This window comes from Streptococcus mitis, assembly GCF_023109515.1.
Classification (GTDB): domain Bacteria; phylum Bacillota; class Bacilli; order Lactobacillales; family Streptococcaceae; genus Streptococcus; species Streptococcus mitis_CS.
In genome coordinates this window covers 26,721-48,798 of record NZ_JALDUM010000004.1, presented here as the reverse complement: position 1 = coordinate 48,798, position 22,078 = coordinate 26,721, and the positions used below count along the sequence as shown (strand labels likewise).

The 22,078-nt window shown below is 40.5% G+C and carries 22 protein-coding genes; 16 read left to right on the top strand and 6 right to left on the bottom strand.

Features of this window, described 5'->3' with window-relative positions:
- Nucleotides 1-18: 18 nt before the first annotated feature.
- From rgg to M1G05_RS08530, 13 genes are all read left to right on the top strand, one after another.
- Entirely contained in the window at nt 19-870 is an 852-nt protein-coding gene (gene rgg, locus M1G05_RS08590) for a helix-turn-helix domain-containing protein (RefSeq protein WP_247953553.1), read from the top strand.
- Between the two features lie 197 nt (nt 871-1,067).
- The gene (locus M1G05_RS08585) at nt 1,068-2,315 is read left to right on the top strand and encodes an MFS transporter (RefSeq protein WP_247953552.1); all 1,248 of its coding nucleotides are present in this window, start codon (nt 1,068-1,070) and stop codon (nt 2,313-2,315) included.
- A gap of 228 nt (nt 2,316-2,543) precedes the next feature.
- Nucleotides 2,544-3,824: a histidine--tRNA ligase gene (gene hisS, locus M1G05_RS08580; protein ID WP_125393505.1), complete on the top strand. Its 1,281-nt coding sequence runs from the start codon at nt 2,544-2,546 to the stop codon at nt 3,822-3,824.
- The gene (locus M1G05_RS08575; protein ID WP_247953588.1) at nt 3,824-4,291 is read left to right on the top strand and encodes a hypothetical protein; all 468 of its coding nucleotides are present in this window, start codon (nt 3,824-3,826) and stop codon (nt 4,289-4,291) included. Before hisS ends, M1G05_RS08575 begins: the two co-directional genes overlap by 1 nt.
- 9 nt (nt 4,292-4,300) lie before the next feature.
- Entirely contained in the window at nt 4,301-4,507 is a 207-nt protein-coding gene (locus tag M1G05_RS08570; RefSeq protein ID WP_001176233.1) for a helix-turn-helix transcriptional regulator, read from the top strand.
- Nucleotides 4,507-4,704: a hypothetical protein gene (locus M1G05_RS08565; RefSeq protein WP_001046127.1), complete on the top strand. Its 198-nt coding sequence runs from the start codon at nt 4,507-4,509 to the stop codon at nt 4,702-4,704. The genes M1G05_RS08570 and M1G05_RS08565 overlap by 1 nt, the downstream gene beginning before the upstream one ends.
- Nucleotides 4,701-5,444 (top strand): DUF3169 family protein, encoded by a 744-nt coding sequence (locus M1G05_RS08560; RefSeq protein WP_247953551.1) that lies wholly within the window; start codon nt 4,701-4,703, stop codon nt 5,442-5,444. Before M1G05_RS08565 ends, M1G05_RS08560 begins: the two co-directional genes overlap by 4 nt.
- A gap of 10 nt (nt 5,445-5,454) precedes the next feature.
- The gene (locus M1G05_RS08555; RefSeq protein ID WP_247953550.1) at nt 5,455-6,279 is read left to right on the top strand and encodes an ABC transporter ATP-binding protein; all 825 of its coding nucleotides are present in this window, start codon (nt 5,455-5,457) and stop codon (nt 6,277-6,279) included.
- The gene (locus M1G05_RS08550) at nt 6,272-6,970 is read left to right on the top strand and encodes an ABC transporter permease (protein ID WP_000488852.1); all 699 of its coding nucleotides are present in this window, start codon (nt 6,272-6,274) and stop codon (nt 6,968-6,970) included. Before M1G05_RS08555 ends, M1G05_RS08550 begins: the two co-directional genes overlap by 8 nt.
- Before the next feature lie 9 nt (nt 6,971-6,979).
- The gene (locus M1G05_RS08545) at nt 6,980-7,621 is read left to right on the top strand and encodes a CPBP family intramembrane glutamic endopeptidase (RefSeq protein WP_247953549.1); all 642 of its coding nucleotides are present in this window, start codon (nt 6,980-6,982) and stop codon (nt 7,619-7,621) included.
- Between the two features lie 17 nt (nt 7,622-7,638).
- Entirely contained in the window at nt 7,639-7,869 is a 231-nt protein-coding gene (locus tag M1G05_RS08540) for a hypothetical protein (RefSeq protein ID WP_000832184.1), read from the top strand.
- Nucleotides 7,870-8,023: 154 nt separating this feature from the next.
- Nucleotides 8,024-9,787, top strand: coding sequence for an aspartate--tRNA ligase (gene aspS / locus M1G05_RS08535; RefSeq protein ID WP_247953548.1), 1,764 nt, complete (start codon nt 8,024-8,026; stop codon nt 9,785-9,787).
- Complete coding sequence (locus tag M1G05_RS08530) at nt 9,765-10,706, top strand: YitT family protein (RefSeq protein ID WP_247953547.1); 942 nt, start codon at nt 9,765-9,767, stop codon at nt 10,704-10,706. Before aspS ends, M1G05_RS08530 begins: the two co-directional genes overlap by 23 nt.
- A gap of 29 nt (nt 10,707-10,735) precedes the next feature.
- Here the strand turns inward: M1G05_RS08530 and M1G05_RS08525 are convergent, their stop codons facing one another.
- The 5 genes from M1G05_RS08525 to M1G05_RS08505 form a co-directional block, all read right to left on the bottom strand.
- Complete coding sequence (locus M1G05_RS08525; protein WP_153210483.1) at nt 10,736-11,722, bottom strand: LacI family DNA-binding transcriptional regulator; 987 nt, start codon at nt 11,720-11,722, stop codon at nt 10,736-10,738.
- A 9-nt stretch (nt 11,723-11,731) separates the two neighbouring features.
- Entirely contained in the window at nt 11,732-12,532 is an 801-nt protein-coding gene (locus tag M1G05_RS08520; protein ID WP_247953546.1) for a DUF1189 domain-containing protein, read from the bottom strand.
- Between the two features lie 135 nt (nt 12,533-12,667).
- Complete coding sequence (locus M1G05_RS08515) at nt 12,668-13,510, bottom strand: sugar ABC transporter permease (RefSeq protein WP_001065642.1); 843 nt, start codon at nt 13,508-13,510, stop codon at nt 12,668-12,670.
- A gap of 1 nt (nt 13,511) precedes the next feature.
- The gene (locus tag M1G05_RS08510; RefSeq protein WP_181897297.1) at nt 13,512-14,804 is read right to left on the bottom strand and encodes a sugar ABC transporter permease; all 1,293 of its coding nucleotides are present in this window, start codon (nt 14,802-14,804) and stop codon (nt 13,512-13,514) included.
- A 110-nt stretch (nt 14,805-14,914) separates the two neighbouring features.
- Nucleotides 14,915-16,186, bottom strand: coding sequence for an extracellular solute-binding protein (locus tag M1G05_RS08505; protein ID WP_247953545.1), 1,272 nt, complete (start codon nt 16,184-16,186; stop codon nt 14,915-14,917).
- A gap of 478 nt (nt 16,187-16,664) precedes the next feature.
- Here M1G05_RS08505 and malQ point away from each other — a divergent pair, with 478 nt between their 5' ends.
- The 3 genes from malQ to M1G05_RS08490 all read left to right on the top strand — a co-directional run bounded on the left by malQ (nt 16,665) and on the right by M1G05_RS08490 (nt 21,023).
- Nucleotides 16,665-18,182: a 4-alpha-glucanotransferase gene (malQ, locus tag M1G05_RS08500; protein ID WP_084930527.1), complete on the top strand. Its 1,518-nt coding sequence runs from the start codon at nt 16,665-16,667 to the stop codon at nt 18,180-18,182.
- A gap of 25 nt (nt 18,183-18,207) precedes the next feature.
- Entirely contained in the window at nt 18,208-20,466 is a 2,259-nt protein-coding gene (gene glgP, locus M1G05_RS08495; protein ID WP_084926038.1) for a glycogen/starch/alpha-glucan family phosphorylase, read from the top strand.
- Nucleotides 20,467-20,816: 350 nt separating this feature from the next.
- Nucleotides 20,817-21,023 (top strand): hypothetical protein, encoded by a 207-nt coding sequence (locus tag M1G05_RS08490; RefSeq protein ID WP_000265676.1) that lies wholly within the window; start codon nt 20,817-20,819, stop codon nt 21,021-21,023.
- Nucleotides 21,024-21,128: 105 nt separating this feature from the next.
- On the opposite strand, the gene M1G05_RS08485 is transcribed toward M1G05_RS08490, so the two are convergent.
- The gene (locus M1G05_RS08485; RefSeq protein WP_045610942.1) at nt 21,129-21,977 is read right to left on the bottom strand and encodes a methyltransferase domain-containing protein; all 849 of its coding nucleotides are present in this window, start codon (nt 21,975-21,977) and stop codon (nt 21,129-21,131) included.
- Nucleotides 21,978-22,078 lie beyond the last annotated feature (101 nt).

The window sequence follows — 22,078 nt, the reverse complement described above, 5'->3', positions numbered from 1 at the left end:
TGAATCAAGGGGAAGCCTATGGAGCAGATTGGAAAAGTCTTTAGACAATTACGAGAGTCAAGAAATATCTCGCTGAGACAAGCAACTGGGGGACAATTTTCGCCGTCTATGTTGTCCCGCTTTGAAACAGGTCAGAGTGAGCTTTCGGTAGAAAAGTTTCTATTTGCCCTAGAAAATATATCTGCCAGTGTGGAGGAAATCCTCTTTCTGGCGAGAGGTTTTCAGTATGATACAGATTCTGAGTTGAGAAAAGAAATCCTAGATGTCTTGGATCCAAAGGATATAGCTCCGCTTGAGGACTTATATCGCAAGGAGTATCAAAAGCATGCCCATTCTCAAAACAAACAGAAACATATTCTAAATGCCATTATTATCAAGTCTTATATGAAGAGTATGGATGAAACGGTAGAGTTAACGGCAGAGGAAGGTAAAGTCCTTCATGACTACTTGTTTTCTACTGAGATTTGGGGAATCTATGAACTCAATTTATTCTCGGTCAGTTCTCCGTTCTTATCTGTTTCCCTTTTTACTAGATATGTACGAGAAATGGTCCGAAAATCTGATTTTCTAATGGAAATGTCTGGTAATCGAAACCTGTTTCACACTATGCTATTGAATGGTTTTTTAGCTAGCATTGAGTGTGAAGAATTTACTAATGCCTCTTATTTTAAACGTGTCATCAAAGAGCATTTCTACAAGGAAAATGAGACCTATTTCCGAATTGTCTATTTGTGGGCGGAAGGTCTCCTTGATAGCAAGCAAGGCAGAGTCAAGGAAGGTCAGAAAAAGATGGAGGATGCTGTCCGTATTTTTGAGATGTTAGGCTGCAACAAATCGGCAGATTACTATAGAAATACGACCGATTGTTGAATATCTGCAAACTAAGAAAATAATTTAAAATTTGAAGCGATAGAACTCTTACCCTCTCTCAGGTTATCAAAGAAGTTCTATCGTTTTTTTGCTTATTTTGTGTGTTGCATATATTCAAAAGTTTTCCCTTTCAATTTCTAAGTGATATACTATAGTCATACTTCATATAGGGATTATCACAAGAAGGGAGATTACCTATGAAACTATTGTTCAGAAATCAAGCTTATCGTCTTTTGACTTTGTCACGCTTCTTCAATGCCTTTGGTGCTTCGATTTTTAATCTGGTATTTATCGTCTATGCATCGACCCTACCACAAGCCTCTTTTGCGGTTGCTATGGCGAATATTGTCATGATTCTTCCGACCCTCTTTACAGTTTTTGTAGGGATTCGGGCAGATTACACAAGGGACAAGGTCAAATGGATGGTCTATAGCGGTTTGTTTCAGGCGGTTTTATTTTTTCTGGCAGCCCTGGTTGTTCAGCAAGCTAGTCTCTTTGCTTTTTCTATCCTGTGTTTAATCAATGTCATTAGTGATGTCATCAGTGATTTTGCTGGTGGTTTGCGAATGCCTCTCGTTAAGGAAAAAGTGGCTGAAGAGGATCTGATGGAAGCTTATTCTTTTTCCCAGTTCATCACCTATATTTCAGCTATTGGTGGTCAAGCTTTTGGAGTCTGGCTCTTAGGTCTATCAGTCAACAATTTTTCCCTCGTTGCGGGAATCAATGCTTGCTTTTTCCTCGTATCAGCCGTGATCCTCTTTTTAGGAAAAAGCAAATTGAGCCTGTCAATGTCATCTGCTGATGGTGAAATTCTAAAAAATGAGAAGCTTTCTATTAAAGAGCAGTTCCTAACAATTTACCGAAATTTACGCCTCGTTTTTCTTAAAAGTGGACAGAAAAACTTTGGTTTCATGATCTTTGCTGTCTTGCTTATCAATGCCTTGGGTGGCGCTCTAGGAAGCGTTTATAACATCTTCTTTTTGAGCCATTCTCTCTTGAATTTTTCTTACACAGAGGCACTATTTATCGAGCAAGTCTGTGTTTTATTAGCAATTATCATCAGTAGCCTTACGGGAAATGATTATTTTGGGAAGCAGTCCTTGCCTAGATTGATGATGTGGGTGACATTAGGAGTCAGTCTAGTTGGTCTGGCTAACTTATTCAATCAAGTCGTGCTTGGTTTGCTATTTCTCTGTTCAACTCTGTATGTTTCTGGTAAAGTTCCACCAAAGATTAATGCCATGCTCCTGAAAAATCTAGCTCCAGAGGTTCTAGCTCGTACCAGTAATTTTTTGGGTTTATTGTTTACCTTATCAGTACCTCTTGGTACAGCCTGTTTTTCACTTGTAGCTGTATGGAATATACAGTTGACTTGGATGCTATTTGTTGGTCTTTCCTTGTTAGCTATTCTTTTGACAGGTCTTAATCTCAAAAATGATATCTAATACTCTTCGAAAATCTCTTCAAACCACGTCAACGTCGCCTTGCCGTAGTACGGTTACTGACTTCGTCAGTTCTATCCACAACCTCAAAACAGTGTTTTGAGCAACCTGCGGCTAGTTTCCTAGTTTGCTCTTTGATTTTCATTGAGTATAAATCCTAATTTTTTTCTTACTGTTTTAATCCCTCTATTTATGGTAAAATAAGACTATTAAGTTTAAAGAGGATTCCCTATGAAATTACAAAAACCAAAAGGAACGCAGGATATTTTACCTGCTGAGTCTGCCAAATGGCAGTACGTTGAGGGCTTTGCCCGTGAAATTTTCAAGCGCTATAACTATGCAGAAGTGCGCACGCCTATTTTTGAGCACTACGAGGTTATCAGCCGCTCTGTCGGAGACACAACGGATATCGTAACCAAGGAAATGTACGATTTCTATGACAAGGGTGACCGCCATATTACCCTCCGTCCAGAAGGAACTGCGCCCGTTGTCCGCTCCTATGTGGAAAATAAACTCTTCGCCCCAGAAGTGCAAAAGCCAAGCAAGTTCTACTACATGGGCCCTATGTTCCGTTACGAGCGTCCACAGGCAGGACGTTTGCGCCAGTTCCACCAGATTGGTGTTGAGTGTTTTGGCTCTAGCAATCCAGCTACGGATGTGGAAACCATCGCGATGGCAGCCCATTTCTTGAAAGAAATCGGCATCCAAGGTGTTAAATTGCACCTCAACACGCTTGGAAATCCTGAGAGCCGTGCGGCCTACCGTCAAGCCTTGATTGACTATTTGACACCGCTTAAGGAGACCTTGTCTAAGGATAGCCAACGTCGCTTGGAGGAAAATCCTCTCCGTGTCTTGGACTCTAAGGAGAAAGAAGACAAGGTGGCAGTGGAGAATGCGCCGTCTATCTTGGATTTCCTTGATGAAGAAAGCCAAGCTCATTTTGATGCTGTCCGTCAGATGTTGGAAAATCTTGGAGTAGACTATATCATCGATACCAATATGGTGCGTGGTCTGGACTACTACAACCACACCATTTTCGAGTTTATCACTGAGATTGAGGGCAATGACCTGACAGTCTGTGCGGGTGGTCGTTACGATGGCTTGGTTGCTTACTTTGGAGGCCCGGAAACTGCTGGATTTGGTTTTGGACTTGGTGTAGAGCGCCTGCTTCTCATTCTTGAAAAGCAAGGTGTGGCCCTCCCTATCGAAAACGCCCTAGATGTCTATATCGCAGTCTTGGGCGAAGGAGCAAATGTTAAGGCCTTGGAATTGGTACAAGCTCTTCGCCAACAAGGATTTAAAGCAGAGCGTGATTACCTCAACCGTAAACTCAAAGCTCAGTTCAAGTCAGCCGATGTCTTTGCGGCTAAGACCCTCATCACCCTAGGCGAGAGCGAAGTCGAAAGCGGACAAGTGACGGTCAAGAACAACCAAACCCGAGAAGAAGTGCAAGTGTCACTTGAGGCAATCAGCCAAAACTTCTCAGAAATCTTTGAAAAATTAGGCTTTTAATAGTAGATAAACTGGTCAGGACCTTACTCCTGACCTTTTTCTTTTGCAAAATGACAAAAATCATAAACTTTTTGACAAATATGCTTGTCAAAAAGAAAAAGATGTGTTACAATAAATTCAAGTTAAGAAATAGGAACCAGAAAGGAGCTATGATGTGGGCATTAGGATTTGTACCTCTTGTGATTATGTATTATATCTACCATTCCCAAAAGGTCAAGAAACTGGAGAATAAAATCAAAAGAATTGAGCAAAAACAGAAAGGAAATATAGAAATGTCAAGAATTTTAAAAGAATTGATTGGGAAAAAACCAACAATCGTTGGACAAGTGTTTGGAACAGACAACTGGGAAGTTGTGGATGTTGATGAGGAATGGGTCAAGCTACGCCGTGTTGATAAAAAGGGAAAAGAAAAATTCAAGTTGCAACGTATTGAGGATATCCAAACCGTTGAATTTGACGGAGAGTAGGTGTGTAACATGCAACTAAAAAATCGTCTAAAAGAGCTGCGGGCTCGCGATGGCCTCAATCAAACCGAACTAGCCAAGCTAGCAGAGGTTTCTAGACAGACCATTAGCCTATTAGAACGGGACGAATACACCCCGTCCGTTGTGATTGCCTTGAAAATATCTCAGATTTTCAACGAAACAGTCGAATCGGTATTTCGCTTGGAGGAGGACGAGTGATGAACAAGTATAAAGTGATTTATTATGTAGTTGCCATAGCTCTATTAGTCAGCGTATTTCTACTGATTGGGATAGACTTAGGCTGGTTTAATCCCTATCAAAGCGAAAAATTTATTTGGGCCTACTTTGCTCTTATCCCAGTCGTTGACTGGATTGAAAAGAAAGCAAACAATTTAGCAAGTGAAAAAGGAGAATGAATATGAAAAAGAAACGTGGATTGTTGTTATTTTTGATGTCTGTTGTCTCGGGAGCTTTCTTGTACATATTTGTAGATATGTTGAAGGCTGGTGCCGAACCCCATGGAATTATGTTAGATGTAAAAGTCTTGCTACCCTGGATATCAGCTATTGGTTTACTATTAGGTTTTGTTGGTATTCTTTTGACGTTCAATTTCTTAAAGAAAAGCAGAAAATTTCACTCCTGGTATCAAGAGGAAATAGATGATGATCTGAATGAAACCTATTATGTGCAGATGTATCGTAATCTCGAGTTTGGAACCATTACTTCTAATATTACAAGTGTAGCGATTTTATTGGCTCTTGTCATCTCAGGTAGTGAAGTAATTGTACTCGATGTAAGTCGTATAACATTTTCCCTTTCCTTTTTGGCATTAGTGCTGTTCTTGCAGAGTCAAAAATATCTTTCTAAAACAATTGCGATTGTTCGTCAGTTTGATTTGGCTCTTTTCTCTACACCAAAGGATATCTTGAACTATATTAATTCTTACGATGAAGGGGAGCGTCAGGCTAATTTGGAACAGAGTTTTAGAATTTTATTCCAATTAAATCAGTATGTCTTACCAGTCTTATATATTTTTCTTTTTTTCATTTCTTGCTTGACAGGAGAAATTCAGCTACTAGCCTTCTTGCTTGTCGGAGCGATACACATTTATATCAATGTGATGCAGTTACCTATGGTGAAACGTTATTTCAAATAAAGGAGTTTCTATGATTCGTGTTGAAAATGTAAGCAAAAGTTTTGGGAGCAAAAAAGCTCTTCATCAGATTTCTTTTGAGATTAAGGAGGGTGAAATCTTTGGTTTTCTTGGACCTTCTGGCTCAGGTAAAACAACCATGATCAACGTCTTGACAGGTCAGTTGGCTGCAGATCAAGGTAACACAATTTTGTTAGGCAAGAATTCTCAAGATTTAACTTCGAATGATTTGGAACAAATTGGTATTGTGAGTGATGGCAGTGGTTTTTATGAAAAGATGAGTCTTTATAAAAATCTTCTCATCTACGCTAAGTTATATGGTCTCAAGTCAGATAGAGTAAATCAGGTGCTCCAACAGGTTGGATTGGCAGATGCTAAAGACATCATCGCAGAAAAACTATCTACAGGAATGAAACAACGAATGTTCTTGGCTCGTGCCCTTCTGAATGCTCCTAAGATTCTCTTTCTAGATGAGCCAACCAGTGGTTTAGACCCTACAACATCTAAGATGATTCATACCCTACTACAAGAATTAAAGCAGGCGGGGACAACTATCTTTCTGACAACGCATGATATGCATGAAGCAACTCTGCTTTGTGATCGCTTATCTCTTTTGAATAAGGGAAACTTAATAGAGTATGGAAGTCCGCAAGATATCATCCAGAAGTACCATGTGGATAAGAAAGTACGTGTGGTTTATAATGATGGACGAGAACAGATAGTTCCTTTTGAAGAATTACCACATTTAGATACGACAGATTTGATGGTGGTTCACTCTTGTGAGCCAACTTTAGAAGAAATCTTTATCAGATTGACAGGAGAAAAGTTAGATGTTTAGAAAATTAAATGCCCTACTATGGTTAAGATTACAAGTTCTTATCAGCAATTCAACTTTGTTGGCGACTCTATTGATGCCTTTTGGAATAGCTGTTCTATATAATGAATTCTTCAATAAGAATGGAGAATTGAGTATGTTTCTCCTCTCTTCGAGTTTGACGATGGTCTTGAGTATGGGAAGTGGTTATATGGTATCGATTATGATGGCAGAAGATAAGGAAAAACGCAATCTTAAATCACTCATCCTAAGTGGTGTGACAGCAACAGAATATACTTTCAGTATGCTTGTTCTCCCTATTTTGATAATGTTATTTGCTATGATTGTACTGCCCATCTATCTTAAAGTAGATCTATCAAGTTACTTATTGGCCTATGTTATCTATTTAATCCTAGCAACTATTAGTATTATTTTTCTCAACCTTTTAATCGGTGCAGTGTCAGATACTCAGTCTAAAGCGCAAGTTTATAGTATCTTTCCTGTGTTTATCGTCTCTTTTTTACCCATGATTGCTCTTCAAAATGATACGGTTCAGAAAGTGTTGGATTACTCTTTTATTGGTCCAATTGTAAATCTTTTAAATAAAAAAGGTGGGGAAATATCTTTTTCTAATATTGGTATGTTACTTGCCTGGGTACTTGTGTTAGGAATAGCAAACCTCTTTGTATTGAAAAACAGCTATAAAGCAAGATAGGAGAACTTTATGAAACTACTTAAAAACCTTGGCTGGTTTCTTCTAGCTGTTCTATCCTTTTTCTTTGGCTATGGTCTGGTTCAGAGTATGGCTCTGTCAGCTCTTGGACTAGGGGCTTCGATATATGGAGTTTTACCACTTTATATCGCCCTGTCAGGAGCCTATGTTTATGGAGTTTACAGATGGTATCAGACAGAAAAGGTTAGCATCCAGACGACTGCTTTTAATCGTCATATCTGGTTGCCTACTCTGGTTTTGCTAGTGGCTATTACAGCCCAGTTCTTTTTACCAGAAGATCCGTCGGTCAGTCAACAAATCGTATCTCAACTGACAGTGGAACAGCCTGCATTTGGTTTCTTTATGGTGGTGGTCTTTGCTCCTTTGACGGAAGAGCTTATCTTTAGAGGGATGTTGGCACGCTATCTCTTTCCTAAGCAGGACAATAGTAAACAAACTCTGCTTTTCCTTCTGGTAACAAGTGTTCTATTTGCCTTGATTCATTTCCCAGGAACTTTGCAACAGTTTTTGGTTTATGCTAGTCTAGGATTGAGTTTGGGGCTGGCTTATGTAAGTCGAAAAGGTCTTCTTTACAGCATTTCTCTCCACGCTTTGAATAATTTAGTCGGCTTTTTGATGATACTCATGCTATAATAGAGTCAGGAGGTCACATGAAACGAGTAATTTTATTAGCAGTGATTCAAGCAGTTGTTCTATTTTTCATCATTGGGGCGCTAGCTTATGCCTTCAAAGGCGATTTCTTCTACAACTATCTAGCAGTTGTCTTTGCCCCTATTGCAGGTGTCTTGCGCTTTGGGACAGCTTACACAACGGAAATTGTCTTGCCTCGAAAGGCAGCCGAAATTGCTGAAAAGCGTAAAGCAGGCAAAAATTCAAAATAAAAGAGTCCGGTGAACTTCATCGGATTTTTGTATTGGTGTTAATTTTTAGAGTCTTCACTTGATTTTTAAAGACTGACAAACTTTTCTGATGATTTTCATGAAGAGCCTGCGCTTTTATGGTAAAATAGTAACAGAATAAAAGAGGAGAGAAATAATGAAACGTAGTATGTATGCTGGTCGTGTTCGTGAGGAACACATCGGACAAGAAATGACCTTGAAAGGATGGGTTGGCCGTCGTCGTGACTTGGGTGGTTTGATCTTTATTGACCTTCGTGACCGTGAAGGAATCATGCAGTTGGTTATCAACCCTGAAAAAGTCTCTGCAGAGGTCATGGCAATAGCTGAAAGCCTTCGTAGCGAATTTGTTATCGAGGTGACTGGACAGGTCGCTGCGCGTGAGCAAGCCAATGATAAGTTGCCAACTGGTGCAGTTGAGTTAAACGTGACAGCCTTGACAGTGCTGAATACAGCTAAGACAACCCCATTTGAGATTAAGGATGGCATTGAGGCCAATGACGATACGCGTTTGCGTTACCGTTACCTTGACCTTCGTCGTCCAGAAATGTTGGAAAATCTCAAACTTCGTGCTAAGGTGACCCACTCTATCCGCAACTACTTGGATGAGTTGGAGTTTATCGACGTGGAGACACCATTCCTTTCTAAGTCAACGCCTGAAGGGGCGCGTGACTATTTGGTGCCGTCTCGTGTTAATAAAGGGCATTTTTACGCGCTTCCTCAAAGTCCACAAATCACGAAACAGCTCTTGATGAATGCTGGTTTTGACCGTTACTACCAAATCGTTAAATGTTTCCGTGACGAGGACTTGCGTGGTGACCGCCAGCCTGAGTTTACCCAGGTCGACTTGGAAACATCTTTCCTTACTGAGCAAGAAATCCAAGATATCACAGAAGGCTTGATTGCGCGTGTCATGAAGGAAACTAAAGGCATCGAAGTGACGCTTCCATTCCCTCGTATGAAATACGATGATGCGATGGCTCTTTACGGTTCTGATAAACCTGATACTCGTTTTGACATGTTGCTTCAGGACTTGACAGAAGTGGTCAAAGGTGTAGACTTTAAAGTCTTTTCAGAAGCACCTGCTGTAAAAGCCATTGTGGTCAAAGGCGCTGCGGACAATTATTCACGTAAAGATATCGACAAGATGACAGAAGTAGCCAAACAGTATGGTGCCAAAGGTCTTGCTTGGGTCAAGGTTGTTGATGGAGAATTAAATGGACCAGTTGCCAAGTTCTTGACAGGCATCCAAGCAGAATTGACAACAGCGCTTGATCTTAAAGATAAGGACTTGGTCCTCTTTGTAGCGGATACGCTTGAAGTGGCCAATGCAACACTCGGTGCCCTTCGTGGCCGTATTGCAAAAGAGCTTGGCTTGATTGATAACGATAAATTCAACTTCCTTTGGGTGGTTGATTGGCCAATGTTTGAATGGTCTGAAGAAGAAGGTCGCTACATGAGCGCCCACCATCCGTTCACTCTTCCACAGGAAGAAACTGCTCACGAATTAGAAGGTGATTTGGCTAAGGTTCGTGCCATTGCTTACGATATTGTCTTGAACGGTTATGAGCTTGGTGGTGGTAGCCTTCGTATCAACCAAAAAGACCTTCAAGAACGCATGTTCAAGGCTCTTGGTTTCTCAGCCGAAGAAGCAAATGACCAGTTTGGTTTCCTTCTTGAAGCCATGGACTATGGTTTCCCACCACATGGTGGCTTGGCTATCGGGCTTGACCGATTTGTCATGCTCTTAGCAGGAGAAGAAAATATCCGTGAAGTCATTGCCTTTCCTAAGAACAACAAGGCAAGTGACCCAATGACACAAGCTCCTTCAACAGTAGCTCTCAAACAACTAGAGGAACTCAGCTTACAAGTAGAAGAAGATGAAACAAGCAAAACGAATTAAGCGGTGGCGCTATTATCTGCGCCGCTTTGCTTATCAGATAAAAATTTTACGTGTCTTACAAAGCATCTCTCGGGAAAAATATGATGAGAAGATTTCGGCTTCTCTGGTCTATGGCTTTTTATCAGCAGTAGCGGTCAATTTCTTTTTCCAACCAGGGCATGTGTATTCGAGTGGTGCGACAGGTTTGGCACAGATTATCTCTGCCTTGAGTAATCACTGGTTTGGTTTTCATATTCCGATTTCGCTAACTTTCTACGCCATTAATTTTCCTTTGATGGTCTTGGCTTGGTATCAGATTGGCCATAAGTTTACGATCTTTACCTTTATTACGGTTTCCATGAGTTCCTTCTTTATCCAGTTTGTCCCAGTAGTAACACTCACTGAGGACCCTATTATCAATGCTCTGTTTGGGGGTGTTGTTATGGGTTTGGGGATTGGTTTCGCTCTTCGAAACAATATCTCCAGTGGTGGGACGGATATCGTCAGCCTGACCATTCGCAAGAAAACGGGTAAGAATGTCGGTAGTATTTCTTTCTTGGTAAATGGAACCATCATGCTGATAGCAGGTTTGACCTTTGGTTGGAAATACGCTCTCTACTCAATGATTACCATCTTTGTCTCTAGCCGTGTGACAGACGCAGTTTTTACCAAGCAAAAACGTATGCAGGCCATGATTGTGACCAATCATCCAGAGAAGGTAATTGAAAAAATCCATAAAAAATTGCACCGTGGAGCAACCATGATCCACGATGCAGAAGGAACCTATAATCACGAAAGAAAGGCAGTTTTAATCACTGTCATTACACGTGCAGAGTTTAATGAATTTAAACAGATTATGAAACAGGTGGATCCAGGTGCCTTTGTCTCTGTATCTGAGAATGTTCATATTCTGGGACGATTCGTTGAAACAGATAATTAGTAACTAAAAAAACCAGCTCGAGCTGGTTTTTATTTTTCGATAATTTTGTGGGCAATTAACTGGCGATAACAAATTTGTTTATTGCTTTTAGCATCGCTGATAATCTGGAGGATAGTTTCAAAGGAAACACGACCAAGCTCCAAACTATTGATATCGACATAGGCTGCCAAGTTGAGCTTGGGATTGACTGAGTCGAAGCTGAGGACAGGGACATCCAGTTGGTGTTTCGCGATGTAATCACAGACTCCTGCAGCAAGGAGACTATCAATGGTAATAATAGCGTCAATATTTGGATCGTGTTTGAAGAGAAGTCTACTAAAGCGATAACCATTATCTTCAAGAAATTCAGTAGCAAAGTAAGTCAGATTAGTATCGAGAGGAAGTTGGTGTTGTTTTAGAGCTAGCTCGTAACCTGTCAGACGGTCTTGTGTTACGAAGAGTCGCTTAGTCCCTCCGATAAAGGCAATTCGCTTGCATCCTTTTTTGATGAAATACTCTGTCGCATCAAAACCAGCTTGGACATTGTCATTATCGACAAGTGGAATGAAGGGAGATAGAGACTTACCTAAGATAAGGAAAGGGAATTGCTCGTCTGCTACTAACTTAACCAAAGGGTCCTCTTCTTGGGCATAGAGGAAAATCAAACCATCTACACGCTTACCATAGACCATCTGAGAAATAGCTTTAAGACGCTCTTTTTCATCTTTACCTGTTGCAATCTGAATAGCATAGTGGTTTTCAGAAGCAACTTGGGCGATACCACGGAGGACAGATGGGAAGAAAGGATTTTGATAGAAGGCGTCTGAGTCGTCAGGAAGCACCAAGCCGATAACTTGGGTATAACTGCTTACCAAGCTACGAGCGTTGAGGTTGGGATGGTAATTGAGCTCCTTCATAGCCTTGCGAACGCGTTTTTTTGTTTCGTCGCTAATGGTTGATTTATTTTGAATAACACGGGTTACGGTTGAAGGTGAAACACCAGCAGCCTTGGCCACATCTTTAATCGTAACGGGCATAAAAATCTCCTATTTATAGTAATCTGGATCACGGAAATGTGTTTTATAAAAAATAGTGACCAGATACAGAACAAAAAGAATGTTTTGTACAGTAATCAGGGTTGTCATATTTTGGCCAAATAAGCCCAAAATAAGTGTAATCAGAGTTGGTAATCCTAAACAGTTCAAGATAAAATGGTAGCACTCTTTAAAGGTCCTAAATGAAAAGAGGCGTGATTTCTTAGTGATATAAAGGAGAAGACTTGCTCCTAGAGAGACGATAAAGAAATTCAAACCAAAGAGGAAGCTCGCACCGAGAACTAGAAAGAGACTGATATAGACACGATTCTGCTGGTACCAGTCTTTAGAAATGGCTTGGGTCAAGTTGTCTTTACTTTTGAAACTCTCAGTCTCAATCGCTCGGTAAGAGATACGGGTCAATTCCTTGCTTTCCTTGCTAATGACGAGCTCATTCGTATCGAAATGCAGTTGCAAGTCCTTAGGTAATTCCTTACTTTGACTTGGACCGATCACAATAGAAGGTGCTTGACTAGCTGTTCCTGTATAAGTTAATTTGCCATCAACAATTGTAGCGTGTTCGGAGAGATCCTGTACAACCTTATCTGTCAATGGTTCATAGACATTATCGATAAAGGTTTCTAGCGGATAAGTCTCCTGGGAGCTGTTTTGGATGGCAATGGGTACCATAGACAAGCTGATAAGGAAGATACTGGTAAAGAGAAGCTGAAACCAGTTGAGTCCGAAACGTTTGGACAGGGGCTTACGAAATCCCCAAATACTTGAAAAATAGGAAAATGGATATGGAAGCATAGGTATCTTTCTAAAAGGTGTTTTCTATATGAGTATTATTATATAGAGAAATGTGCTTTATTTCAAGTCTAGGGGATAAATTGCTTGTTGTTAGTATATATTTTGTAGCAATAAGAAAAGGGTGGCGGGGATATATTATCCCTTGTCGCCACCACTTGTAAGTCCTGAAACAAAGTTCTTTTGTAGGAAGAAGAAGAGAATACAGATTGGAAGGGCGATGAGGATAGCACCTGCTGAGAAGTAGGCAATCTTCAAGTTCTTCGCATTGTTGACGAAGGTTTGGAGACCAACGGCAACAGTAAAGTATTCTTTCTCACGAAGCAAGAAACTAGAGAGGATGTAGTCCCCGAAAGGTCCCATGAAGGCCCAGAGAGCTTGTACGGCAACCATTGGGCGAACAAGTGGAAGAACAATTTGCCAGAAGCGACGGAAGTGTCCTGCACCGTCTAGTTTTGCAGATTCGTCTAGAGACATTGGCACTGTATCGAAGTAGCCTTTCATGAGCCAAGCATTCATCGGGATACCACCACCAACGTATAGGAAGATGAGGAACCAGCTGTGGTTAAGGGCGTTCAACATAAGCGCCATAACGAAGAAGGCTGTCAAAGCGGCCATGGTTGGCACCATTTGGATAATCAAGAAGAAGACCAAACTTTGTTTACGAGCCAAGAAGTTGTAACGGCTGTAGGCATAACCAGCAAGTACGATGATACTTGTTTGAACCGCCATGGTAACCAAGGCGATGATCAAGGTATTGAGATACCAAGTACCGTATAGAGTTTCAGTAAAGAGTCCTTTAAAGTTATCAAAATTGAAGTCGATGTTAGTATCAAGTTTAAAGGCTGCGACGTTACCTGCTTTAAAGGCTGACATGATGGTAATCAACAGTGGATAGATAATCACGATTGATAGACCAATCAAGTAGAGGTAAGTAAGGGTTTGAGTCAGTCTACGTTTGAGTTTAATTGAGTTATTCATCTTAGACGTCCTCCATATCAAATGCGTGTAGTTTCTTGAATGCGATCATAGAGATTGAGATGACAATGATAGAGATAATCAAGGTAACAGCAGCCGCCATTGAGTATTGAGGAGATGTACCTGTTGTCAAACGGTAGATCCATGAGATCAAGATATCAGTTGAACCAGCTCCCCCTCCGACACTACCAGGACCTCCACCATTGAAGAGGTACATGATAGAGAAGTTGTTAAAGTTGAAGGTGTATTGGCTAATCAAAGTAGGTGCAGCAACAGCCAAGATCATTGGGAAAGTGATGTTGCGGAATTTTTGCCAAGCATTAGCACCGTCAATATAAGCTGCTTCGTAAAGGTCGTTAGGAATAGATTGCAAGATACCCAAGGTCAAAACGTAGATATATGGGAATCCAAGCCAACCTTGCATCATAATCAAGGCAATCTTAGTCCAAGTTGGGTCTGTTTTCCAAGGAATAAGCGCCCCATCAAGGAAAGGAAGGAATTTAGCAAAGATCGGCAAGACTTGAGTGTTGATAGCCCCGACACTATCATTAAACATGTTTGAGAATGTCAAGATAGTGATGAAGGCTGGGACAGCCCAAGGAAGAAGGAAAATAACACCGAAGATACGTTTTCCTTTGATAAATGGTTGGTTAGCAATGATAGCTGTGAAGATACCAATGACGATCTGTAAAGTTGAGGCAGATAAAGCCCAGATGATAGTCCAAGAAAGGACGGCACCAAAGGCAGAACGGAAGGTACTCAAGCTCCAAATGTTTGTAAAGTTGGTCAAACCAACCCAGTCCAACAATTTGTTTGGTGGCAAGTGTTGGAAGTCGTAGTTGGTAAAGGCGATCATCAAGGTTACGATAACTGGGAAGATAATCGCAAAAGTCATGGCAATGTAAGATGGAATGATTAAGAGGTAAGGGAAGCCATTTTCATAGATTCCTTTGACCATTTCTTTAAAGGTAAGTGCTACTGGTATGCCATTGTTAATGTGTTTGGCAGTTGTATGTGCGTCTTTGATATTTGCGAAATAAAAGAGTACATAAACAACTACAAAGATTAAATGGAAGGCACCACGAATCAGCATAAAGAGGGAATTATCACGACCTGGTTTGTCACCAAGAGTGATGAGATTGCTCAATTCAGGGGCTGCAAGTGCTAGGAAGTAAAGGACGAATACGATGGTTACACCAAGGAAGATAAAACCTTTGGCTTTTTGTTTATTGTAAATCTGTCCTAACCCAGGAATGATAGACAGCAGAGCTGCTTTACTAGGTTGTTGCTTTTCCATAATAACTCCTTTCATAGGATACTGGTTTCTAATTAAAACCTAAACTATATATGTTTTTGATTGATAAATTCAAAGGGGGATTTGATTTCCACCCCCCTTGAACAAATTTTTTATTCACCAAATTTTTGTTTGATTGTTTCTTTGATCAATGTTACAGCGTCGTTAGCAGCTGTTTTCGCATCTTTCTTACCACTTACAGCATCAAAGAGCATAGTTTTCGCTGGATCCCAAACTGCAGACATTTGAGAGATGTTTGGCATTGGTTGAGCGTTCTTGAACTGTTTGATAACAGCTGTTGTCAACTCATCATTTTTACCTTCAGCATATGTACGAGCTTCAGTGTTAGCTGGGATTTCGTTAGTTGTATCGTAGAAGGCTTTTTGTTGTTCAGTTGAAACAAGGAAGTCTACAAATTTTTGTGCGCCTTCAAGGTTCTTAGTGCTTGATGGGATGATCCAAGCTTTACCACCACCGAATGCAGCGTAATCTTTTCCGTTTGGAAGAGTTGGGATAGTAGCAACACCGTAGTTTACTTTAGCATCTTTGAATGCTTGAGCTTTCCAAGGTCCATCGATAATAGCAGCTGTTTTACCTTCTTGGAATTGAGTTTGGATCAAGTTTCCAGCACCTTCAGTATCTTGCATACCTTTAGGCCATTTTTCGTACCAAGATTTAGCGTAGTTGATACCTGCAATAGCACCGTCGTTTGCAAGACCGATGTCTTTAGGATCTTTACCGTTTTGTCCGAATACGTAACCACCGTTACCAGCAAGGAGTCCGTATGCGTAGTAGAAGTTTGTCCAGTCAGCTAGAAAGGCAGTAGTTTTGCCATCTTCACCAGCGAAAGCGTATTTGCTGTCTTTAGCAAGGTTTTCCAAATCAGCAAAAGTTTTTGGAGCTTCTTTTACCAAGTCTTTGTTATAGTACAAAACGAGTGATTCGATAACAGCTGGAGCACCATAGACTTTACCGTCAGCAGCTGTTACAAGAGATTTAGTTTTATCATCTGTTTTAGCGCCGTCGCTCAATTTCACTTCTGAAAGTTGTCCGTCAGTACCAAGGCTACCTACACGGTCGTATGGAGCCATCATAACGTCAGGAGCTTGACCTGATTGGTTGTCAAGAGAAAGTTTGTCAAGACCACCCATTTGGTCACCAGATTTGATGTTAACTGTTGTTCCTGATTGTTCTTTATAAGCTTTAGCAACTGTTTCAGCATAAGCTTTGTATTGGTCTTCAACGTAAAGAGTGATTTCTTTTGCTTCAGATGAACCAGAATCAGCAGGCTTATCAGCAGTTTTGCTTCCGCAAGCTACCAAAAGCAAGCTAGCAAGTGTAGCAGTCCCAAGCACAGCAGCGCTCTTCATGAATTTAGATGACATAGTGTATTCCTCCTAAAGAATAACAAATTTTATAATGAGGAAACGCAAACGTTTTCCTTTATGGGACTAGTATAGCACAATCAGAAAGCGGTTGCAAGTGTTTTTTGTAAAAATTTTTAAAAAAATTGTGAAAAGAGTAAACGCTTCATCGTCATATAATAGTAGAAAATCTCAAAAATCGGTTTTGTTTTAAATTTAAAAAAAGTTGAGAAAACGATTGCCTAATTTACAAATGGAAAGCAGGGAGAATTCTCACTTTATTTTTGCTTAATGAGATAAGTGAAAGCCTTATTCCTATTTTGTTTGTTGCCTGGAAGAATATATATACGAGTAAGAAGAAAAAATTTTTAAAAAATAATCAAAAAAGTTACTTAAAACCGCTTGCATTTATCAAGAAAATGAGCTATACTAGTAATAGCGCAAACGTTTGCGCTCATAAAAATGTAATATCTAACTATAAACACATGAGGTGCTTATTATGAAAAAACGTCAAAGTGGTGTGTTGATGCACATTTCTTCTCTTCCAGGGGCATACGGAATCGGATCATTTGGTAAAAGTGCTTACGACTTCGTTGATTTTTTGGTTCGCACAAAACAACGTTACTGGCAAATCCTTCCACTAGGAACAACTAGTTACGGAGACTCTCCTTACCAATCTTTCTCAGCCTTCGCAGGGAACACTCATTTTATCGATTTAGATATCTTGGTGAAACAAGGCTTGTTGCAAGCAAGTGACCTTGAAGGAGTTGACTTTGGTAGTGATGCTTCTGAAGTTGATTATGCGAAAATCTACTATGCACGTCGTCCTCTTTTAGAAAAAGCGGTAAAACGTTTCTTGGAAGTAGGAGATGTTAAAGATTTTGAGAAATTTGCTCAAGACAACCAATCATGGCTTGAACTCTTTGCAGAGTATATGGCTATCAAGGAGCATTTTGACAATCTTGCTTGGACTGAATGGCCAGATGCAGATGCTCGTGCTCGTAAAGCTTCAGCACTTGAAAGCTACCGTGAGCAATTGGCAGACAAGTTGGTTTACCACCGTGTGACTCAATACTTCTTCTTCCAACAATGGTTGAAATTGAAAGCTTACGCTAACGACAACCACATCGAAATCGTTGGAGACATGCCAATCTACGTAGCGGAAGATTCAAGCGATATGTGGGCAAATCCACATCTCTTCAAGACAGATGTCAACGGTAAGGCGACTTGCATCGCAGGATGCCCACCAGATGAATTTTCTGCAACTGGTCAGCTTTGGGGTAACCCAATCTATGACTGGGAAGCAATGGACAAAGACGGCTACAAATGGTGGATTGAACGCTTGCGTGAAAGCTTCAAAATCTACGACATCGTTCGTATTGACCACTTCCGTGGTTTCGAATCTTACTGGGAAATCCCTGCTGGTTCCGATACAGCAGCACCTGGTGAATGGGTCAAAGGTCCTGGCTACAAGCTTTTTGCAGCCGTTAAGGAAGAACTTGGTGAGTTAAACATCATCGCAGAAGACCTTGGTTTCATGACAGACGAAGTTATCGAATTGCGTGAACGTACGGGCTTCCCAGGAATGAAGATTCTTCAATTTGCATTCAACCCAGAAGACGAAAGCATCGATAGCCCACACTTGGCACCTGCTAACTCAGTTATGTACACAGGAACACACGATAACAATACGGTCCTTGGTTGGTACCGTAACGAGATCGATGATGCGACTCGTGAATACATGGCTCGCTACACGAACCGTAAAGAATACGAAACAGTGCCACATGCTATGCTTCGTACAGTCTTTTCATCAGTTAGCTTCATGGCAATTGCAACTATGCAAGATTTGCTAGAATTGGATGAGGTAGCTCGTATGAACTTCCCATCTACCCTTGGTGGAAACTGGTCTTGGCGTATGACTGAAGATCAATTGACACCAGCTGTCGAGGAAGGCTTGCTTGACTTGACAACAATCTATCGCCGAATCAATGAAAATTTGGTAGAATTAAAGAAATAATACAATATCAGGAGACACCTTAAACATGTTATCACTACAAGAATTTGTACAAAATCGTTACAATAAGACCATTGCAGAATGTAGCAATGAAGAGCTTTACCTGGCTCTTCTTAACTACAGCAAGCTTGCAAGCAGTCAAAAACCAGTTAACACTGGTAAGAAAAAAGTTTACTACATCTCAGCTGAGTTCTTGATTGGTAAGCTCTTGTCAAACAATTTGATCAACCTTGGTCTTTACGACGATGTCAAAAAAGAACTTGCAGCTGCAGGTAAAGACTTGATCGAAGTTGAAGAAGTTGAACTGGAACCATCTCTTGGTAATGGTGGTTTGGGACGTTTGGCTGCCTGCTTTATCGACTCAATTGCTACTCTTGGTTTGAACGGTGACGGTGTTGGTCTTAACTACCACTACGGTCTTTTCCAACAAGTTCTTAAAAACAACCAACAAGAAACAATTCCAAACGCATGGTTGACAGAGCAAAACTGGTTGGTTCGCTCAAGCCGTAGCTACCAAGTGCCATTTGCTCACTTCACATTGACATCAACTCTTTACGATATCGATGTACCTGGTTACAAGACAGAAACTAAGAACCGCTTGCGTTTGTTTGACTTGGATTCAGTTGATTCTTCAATCATTAAAGACGGTATCAACTTTGACAAGACAGATATCGCTCGCAACTTGACTCTCTTCCTTTACCCAGATGATAGTGACCGTCAAGGTGAATTGCTCCGTATCTTCCAACAATACTTCATGGTTTCAAACGGTGCGCAATTGATCATCGACGAAGCAATCGAAAAAGGAAGCAACTTGCATGACCTTGCTGACTACGCAGTTGTCCAAATCAACGATACTCACCCATCAATGGTTATTCCTGAGTTGATCCGTCTTTTGACTGCTCGTGGTATCGAGCTTGACGAAGCAATCTCAATCGTTCGTAACATGACTGCCTACACTAACCACACAATCCTTGCTGAAGCCCTTGAAAAATGGCCTCTTGAATTCTTGCAAGAAGTGGTTCCTCACTTGGTACCAATCATCGAAGAATTGGACCGTCGCGTGAAAGCAGAATACAAAGATCCAGCTGTTCAAATTATTGACGAGAGTGGACGTGTTCACATGGCTCACATGGATATCCACTACGGATACAGCGTTAACGGAGTAGCAGCACTTCACACTGAAATCTTGAAGAACTCTGAGTTGAAAGCTTTCTACGACCTTTACCCAGAAAAATTCAACAACAAAACAAACGGTATCACTTTCCGTCGTTGGCTCATGCATGCTAACCCAAGCTTGTCTCACTACTTGGATGAGATTCTTGGAGAAGGTTGGCACCATGAAGCTGATGAGCTTGAGAAACTCTTGTCTTATGAAGACAAAGCAGCTGTCAAAGAAAAATTGGAAAGCATCAAGGCTCACAACAAACGTAAATTAGCTCGTCACTTGAAAGAACACCAAGGTGTGGAAATCAATCCAAACTCTATCTTTGACATCCAAATCAAACGTCTTCACGAGTACAAACGCCAACAAATGAACGCTTTGTACGTGATCCACAAATACCTTGACATCAAAGCTGGTAACATCCCTGCTCGCCCAATCACAATCTTCTTTGGTGGTAAAGCAGCTCCAGCCTACACAATCGCTCAAGACATCATCCACTTGATCCTTTGCATGTCAGAAGTTATTGCTAACGATCCAGCAGTAGCTCCACACTTGCAAGTAGTTATGGTTGAAAACTACAACGTTACTGCAGCAAGCTTCCTTATCCCAGCATGTGATATCTCAGAACAAATCTCACTTGCTTCTAAAGAAGCTTCAGGTACTGGTAACATGAAATTCATGTTGAACGGAGCTTTGACTCTTGGTACTATGGACGGAGCTAACGTGGAAATCGCTGAGTTAGTTGGTGACGAAAACATCTATATCTTTGGTGAAGATTCAGAAACTGTTATCGACCTTTACGAAAAAGCAGCTTACAAATCAAGCGAATTCTACGCCCGTAAAGCTATCAAACCATTGGTTGACTTCATCGTTAGCGATGCAGTTCTTGCAGCTGGAAACAAAGAGCGCTTGGAACGTCTTTACAAGGAATTGATCAACAAAGACTGGTTCATGACTCTTCTTGACTTGGAAGACTACATCAAAGTCAAAGAGCAAATGTTGGCTGACTACGAAGACCGTGACGCATGGTTGGATAAAGTTATCGTTAACATTTCTAAAGCAGGATTCTTCTCATCTGACCGTACAATCGCTCAGTATAACGAAGATATCTGGCACTTGAATTAATACTCTTCGAAAATCTCTTCAAACCACGTCAGCGTTGCCTTGCCGTACTCAAGTACAGCCTGCGGCTAGCTTCCTAGTTTGCTCTTTGATTTTCATTGAGTATAAGATACAAGATTTAGACTAATACACTTTCCTATAAAGCGAATTTCGATTGAAATTCGCTTTTTTGAATGCTATGGATTTGAGCCAATCTTGTCTTAAAAAGAGAGAAATCATAGACACATTGAACGTTTAAAAAGTTGGTTTTACTGTCTTTCAACCTCATGCTTCTTCGTAGTTGATTACCTCATATCTCTTGTATTCACTTACACAAAGTATTATAATATGATTGTAGGAAAGAAGGTGTTCTTATGTGGAAAAAATATTTTTCAAAATATAAATGGACTGATTTATTTTGGATTTTATTTGTTATTTTAACATGCCTCTTGGCGGGTAATAGTAATCTTTACCCCCTTACCCATCAAGAAATCTCTTATCATGGGTGCTTATCGGGAATTACACTTGCCTTATTTCACTTGCTATTTATTGATAAGTTTTTTATTTCGAATCGAAAATAAATGGAGAAGCTAAAAGCTTTAAATGTTTTAGACTTTTGGGATAGATAGTTTAAAAATTGAAATTTAAAACCGCAGATCTTCTTGAAATGCGGTTTTTTGTGTCAATTATAGTTCTCTCCCAACCAAAATCTCTGCTTCAATGGTAATCTCTGTCAGTTGGCTCCAGTCAATCTTGCTCTGGTCGATGTGAAAGAGGAGAGGAGTCATACTGAGTAGGGCTTGGAGCTGCTTTGCTGTGATAGACTGGGTTAGTGAGGCAGTTTGACTAGATAGGATGGTAAAGTGATCTTGGAAATGATTTTTGATATCTTGGTTGGAATAGTCCTTGTTTGTCAGCTGGTCTTGTACCTTCTGACGGATTTCCTTGAGGTGATTTTTAGTTGGAATAACCTTTATCAAGATACCGTCTTTGGATAAAACGCGACGAAATTCTCCATAGTTGGCAGGTGAGAAGATATCAAGCAGGATATCCATACTGGCGTCTTTTATAGGAAGTCGTGCCAAGTCACCAACGAACCAATTGACTGCCCAGTTGGGTTCGCTCTTGGCAGCGATTTGGACGGAATCTTTGGAAATGTCGAAGGCATAGAAGGTTTTGTCAGGATGGCTTTCTTGGAGTTTACGAGAATAGAAACCTTCACCACAACCGATATCTAAAATTGTTTTGGCATTTTTTGAGTTTGAAAGTAAATCAGATACAGCCTCTAGAATAGCTTGATAAAATCCAGCTTCTAGGATTTGCTGGCGATTTTGGAAGTTTTCCTTGTCGTAGTTGGCAGATTGCTTGATTTGAGGTGCCAGATTGACATAGCCGAATTTTGACAGATCAAAAGAATGGTGATTGCTACACTTGAGACTGCTAGCTACTAGAGGTAGCTTTTCTTGACAGATGGGACAGGCAAAGGCAGTAGCAGAAGCAAAACGTTGAAGTTTGGGTTTGAGATTTGTATTCATAGTTTAAGTGTATCAAAAGAGGCAAATGAAAGCAACTTTAGGAATAAGTAGATGGGAGATTCAGTAGAAATAAAACTAATTCTCCAATTTATAGAATAAAA